The organism is Acinetobacter sp. UBA3025 (assembly GCF_002367915.1).
Taxonomy (GTDB): Bacteria; Pseudomonadota; Gammaproteobacteria; order Pseudomonadales; family Moraxellaceae; genus Acinetobacter.
The window spans coordinates 1-4,930 of sequence record NZ_DFDO01000254.1 but is presented as its reverse complement, the minus strand read 5'-3'; the positions used below and the strand labels follow the sequence as shown (position 1 = coordinate 4,930).

4 protein-coding genes are annotated in these 4,930 nt (G+C 42.8%); all 4 read left to right on the top strand.

Translation table 11 applies throughout. From position 1 onward, the window contains the following. Window positions 1–100 precede the first annotated feature (100 nt). On the top strand, window positions 101–1,441 hold the full coding sequence (locus tag B4J23_RS10770; RefSeq protein ID WP_291360569.1) for a deoxyguanosinetriphosphate triphosphohydrolase: 1,341 nt from the start codon (window positions 101–103) through the stop codon (window positions 1,439–1,441). A 120-nt stretch (window positions 1,442–1,561) separates the two neighbouring features. Then, window positions 1,562–2,164, top strand: coding sequence for a Holliday junction branch migration protein RuvA (ruvA, locus tag B4J23_RS10765; RefSeq protein ID WP_291360567.1), 603 nt, complete (start codon window positions 1,562–1,564; stop codon window positions 2,162–2,164). A gap of 235 nt (window positions 2,165–2,399) precedes the next feature. Then, on the top strand, window positions 2,400–3,401 hold the full coding sequence (gene ruvB / locus B4J23_RS10760; protein WP_291360565.1) for a Holliday junction branch migration DNA helicase RuvB: 1,002 nt from the start codon (window positions 2,400–2,402) through the stop codon (window positions 3,399–3,401). 524 nt (window positions 3,402–3,925) lie between these two features. Further along, window positions 3,926–4,930 (top strand): amidohydrolase (locus B4J23_RS10755; protein WP_414631574.1); only part of this gene is annotated, 1,005 nt, incomplete at its 3' end.

Here is a 4,930-nt window from a genome sequence, read left to right as displayed (position 1 = left end):
ACTGTCGAAAGCAGTTCCAACCAACGCATTTGAGTCATTTATCATTATTCAGTTCTCTACTTTCTGCATCATGCCAAAAAAGAGATCTGAATAATGATAAATGACTCAAATGCGTTGGTTGGAACTGCTTTCGACAGTTCGGATTGGTAGTAAAAAGCAGAGTACAGAACTGGCCCGTAGCCCGTTCCACAAAGATTATGACCGTATTATTTTTTCCCAGAGCTTCCGGCAGCTCAACCGTAAAACCCAGGTGCATCCTTTAACCCAGCACGATGGTATTCATACGCGCCTGACGCATTCACTGGAAGTCTCATGTATTGGCCGCTCGCTAGGGATGTTGGCCGCAGAGAAAATTAAAGACCAGCTTCCACCCTGGGTGTCTCCAGCGGATGTGGGCGCCATCATTCAAGCCGCTTGTCTGGCCCATGATATTGGCAACCCGCCTTTTGGCCATGCCGGTGAATATGCGATCCGCGAATGGTTTGATGATGTATCACATACTGACTTCTTAAAAGATTTAAGTCCTGAACAGGAAGCAGATGTACGTCAGTTTGAAGGCAATGCCCAAGGCCTGCGGCTTCTAACCAAGATTGACTATCATCCAAATGATGGCGGCATGCGCCTGACCTATGCCACTTTGGGTGCTTATTTAAAATATCCGTGGCTGTCAAAAACCATGGCATCACAAGTATATTTACCTGCCAGTAGCCGTGCCAAATTTGGCTGCTATCAGGCAGAAAAAGAGATTTTAAAGCAAATTGCGGAAGAGCTTGGATTGATCCAGCTCGGCGAGTATCGATATTGTCGTCATCCACTGACTTACTTACTCGAAGCAGCTGATGATATTTGTTATGCCCTCATTGATCTAGAAGATGGCATCAGCTTGAACATGCTCAACTATGCTGAAGTGGAACCGGTATTTTTAAATCTGCTCGGAGATTATGGCACGCCTTCCGAGATTGGTATGCCTGACACGACCTGGCAACAGAAAATTGCTGCCCTGCGTGGCCGTGTGATGAAACGTCTGGTGAATGAAGTGACGACTGCTTTTGCACGCCATCATGACCAGATTCTGTCTGGCCAGTTACAAGGCACTTTATTGCAGTACTGTTCATCGGATATTGAAAGTGGTATTAATCGTGCCAAAGAACTGGCACGTGACAAGATTTTTGAACATCCACAAAAAGCAGGCTTAGAAATCATTGCCCATCAAAGTCTGCAAAATATTCTGGATGCCTTTATCCCGCTGACCACACCGCATAAAAACCTAAGCTTTAAGGAACAGCGGTTAATGTCGATTCTGCAACGTTCAGGAGCGAATTTTAAAGACAGCCATTATGACAATATCATGCAGGTGCTGGATATTATATCGAAATTCTCGGATCATCAGGCTTATAACCTGTCACAGGAATTGCAGGGTAATAAAGCCGGATTGTTATAAAACATCTTGCTGGATTAGATGCTTATTGCAGCAAAATCACCTGTTTTGCAGAAGGAGATTTTGCCTTTCCTGAGAATGCTGACTACTATGCTGCAAAACTGAATTGAGTAATGATAAAAGATGATTGGATGTCTGACTGGTGAAGTGCTGGCGCTGGAAGCACCGACTGTATTATTAAATGTGAATGGTGTGGGTTATGAAATTGATACACCACTCACCACTTTTTGCCAGTTGCAAAAAGGCCAGAAAATTACCCTATGGACACATCTGGCTGTACGTGAAGATGCACAATTACTGTATGGTTTTTTAAATGCTCAGGAAAAAACCATTTTCCGCACTTTATTAAAAGTGAACGGCGTTGGCCCGAAAATGGCACTTGGCATTCTTTCAACTTTAAGTGTGGAGATGCTGATCCATACTGTTGAAAATGAAAATGTGAATACCTTGGTTAAAGTCCCAGGTGTCGGCAAGAAAACGGCTGAACGTTTGATGATTGAACTGCGCGATCGCTTTAAAGCCATGTCTGCGAGCACTGCTCCAAGCAATTCGACAGCTCCACAAATTCAGTTTATGGGCAATTCAGCTGTAGCTGAAGCTGAAGCTGCATTACAGTCTCTCGGTTATAAACCGGCTGAAGCGCAAAAACTGGTGAATGCAGCCAAAGGTGAGTTTACCGAAGCCAGTGACATCATCCGTGCTGCATTAAAGTCGATGAATAAATAAGCAATTTACCTATGAGCAAATTTTCAATCCAAAATTTGCTCGAGCTTTGGCGACATGGATGTCGCCGGTTGAGTTGAGGTACAGGAAGTACCTTCAACTCAACAAAAGATTTTTGTTACTTTTGATCTTTCAAAAGTAAGACAACGCCTACACAATGGCAGTTAAACACAAATCATTATTTGAGGCTGTTTCTGCAGCATCAAACAGCTTCGATAAAGAGATTAAGTTAATAGATATGCAAGACCGTCTCATCAGTGGTTCTGAAAAACCCGAAGATCATTTTGATCGTGCCATCCGCCCGACCTCCCTCGATGACTATATCGGTCAGCCCGTGGTGCGTGAGCAGATGGAAATTTTTATTGGCGCTGCTCGTGGCCGTGCTGAAGCTCTCGATCATACCCTAATCTTTGGACCTCCGGGTCTGGGTAAAACGACGTTAGCGAATATTATTGCCCGTGAAATGGGTGGCAATCTCAAATCGACTTCAGGTCCAGTATTAGAACGTGCGGGCGATCTGGCGGCAATGCTGACCAATCTTGAGGAAGGTGATGTTCTGTTTATTGACGAGATTCACCGCCTGTCACCTGTGATTGAAGAAATCCTTTATCCAGCAATGGAAGACTACCAGCTGGATATCATGATTGGTGAAGGTCCTGCTGCCCGTTCGATTAAATTGGACTTACCACCATTTACCTTGGTTGCTGCAACCACACGTGCTGGTCTACTCACCTCTCCGCTTCGTGACCGTTTCGGGATTGTGCAGCGTCTGGAATTTTATTCGGTTGATGACCTCACTCATATCGTAAAACGTTCTGCGAGTCTGATGGATGTGCCAATGACCGAAGATGGTGCGAAAGAAATTGCACGTCGTTCACGTGGTACACCGCGTATTGCCAACCGTTTATTACGTCGTGTACGTGACTATGCTCAAGTCAAAGGCACAGGTGAAGTCACTCAGGAAATGGCTCAACGTGCATTAGATATGTTGAACGTGGATAAAGATGGCTTAGATACTTTAGACCGTCGTTACCTGTCGATGTTATTGGAACGCTTTGATGGTGGCCCGGCGGGTGTAGAAGCTTTGGCAGCAGCAATAGCAGAAGATTCAGGTACTCTGGAAGATGTGATTGAGCCTTATCTGATTCAGCAAGGTTATGTGATGCGTACTGCGCGCGGTCGTATTGCGACCAATATGGCTTATTTACAATTTGGCATGACGCCGCCTGAGCCAAAGTAAAGATAAAATTCTTTTGGCTTAGCCATTTTTTATCATAAAGAAAAAGAGCTAATTGACTACTGCAATCAATTAGCTCCAAAAGCACAAACTCAAATCTTTATTATTAAGTAGTTTATTTAGCTATATAATTATTGCCCTTCAAACAAATACTTAGGCTATTTCTTTTAAAATTCTATCAATAATAATTATGAAATAATCAAAGCAACTTTAATGCCAAAATAGTATTTAACTTAGAGAAATAGTTGAAACTTACATAATGAGAGTTTTTTAAATCAGATATAAATTCCCTTCAATAATTCCCTATTAGTTTGAATTTTTTAAATAAAATAGACCATTAGATTTTTATAATTACATAATTTTACAATATCTACCTCTGTAAAATTCCCTTTATCAGCAAGTACTAAAAATGAATATACCAAAAAGGTATGAAACCCATACTCAGAGGGTTTTGGTCAAATGTAGTGCATTATGTAATGCTCAGGCATCACTTTAACTCTATTCTGATTTTTAAGGTTCTCCCTGATATGAACATGCATAAGACGCTTTCACTTTGTCTCCCTCTTCTATTCTGTAGTCAACTAGCTTTAGCAGATTGGGTAGATGATTCAGTTAAAGCAGCCGAAGCGCATACCATCAAACTGCGCCAGCATATTCACCAATATCCTGAACTGGGCAATATGGAATTTAAAACCTCGGAATTAATACAAAAAGAATTAAAGTCCTATGGCATTGAAGTACGTAAAGGTTATGCCAAAACAGGTGTGATCGGCGTTCTAAAAGGTTCAAAACCTGGCCCAGTCATGGCATTACGTGCAGATATGGATGCCTTGCCGATTCAGGAAACGGCAGCCGTACCTTTTGCCAGCAAGCAGAAAGGCATTTATCAAGGTAAGGAAACTTATGTGATGCATGCCTGCGGTCATGATGCGCATACTGCAATGCTACTAGGTGCCGCCAAAGTGCTCGCTGCCAATAAAGATAAGATTGCCGGAACCGTGGTATTTGTATTCCAACCTGCTGAAGAAGGCGGTGCAGATATTGATAACTTTAGCCAGGGCGATCAGATCGGCTCACGTAAAATGCTTGCCGATGGTGCACTCAAGAATCCCCAGCCTGAAGTCATTTTTGGAATGCATGTGATGGCTGGTATGCCAAGCGGCAATATTTTCTATAAAGATGGTGCGATTCTCAATAGCGCGGATCATTTACGTATTCAGGTAGATGGCCATCAGGTACATGGTTCAATGCCTTGGGCAGGTCGTGATCCCATCTATGCTTCTGCACAGATGATTAATAATTTACAAAGTCTGGTAAGTCGTAAAGCTGATTTAACCAAAGGCATGGGCGTGGTCAGTATTGGAAGTATTCAGGGGGGTACCACAGGAAACGTAATTCCTAATCAGGTGAATATGGTTGGTACGATTCGTTCTAATAGTGAAGATGTCCGTCAAGGTATTTTAAAAGACTTGCCGAAAATACTGGAACACAATGCCGCAGCCAATGATGTCAAAGTCAAAGTAGAAATTGCA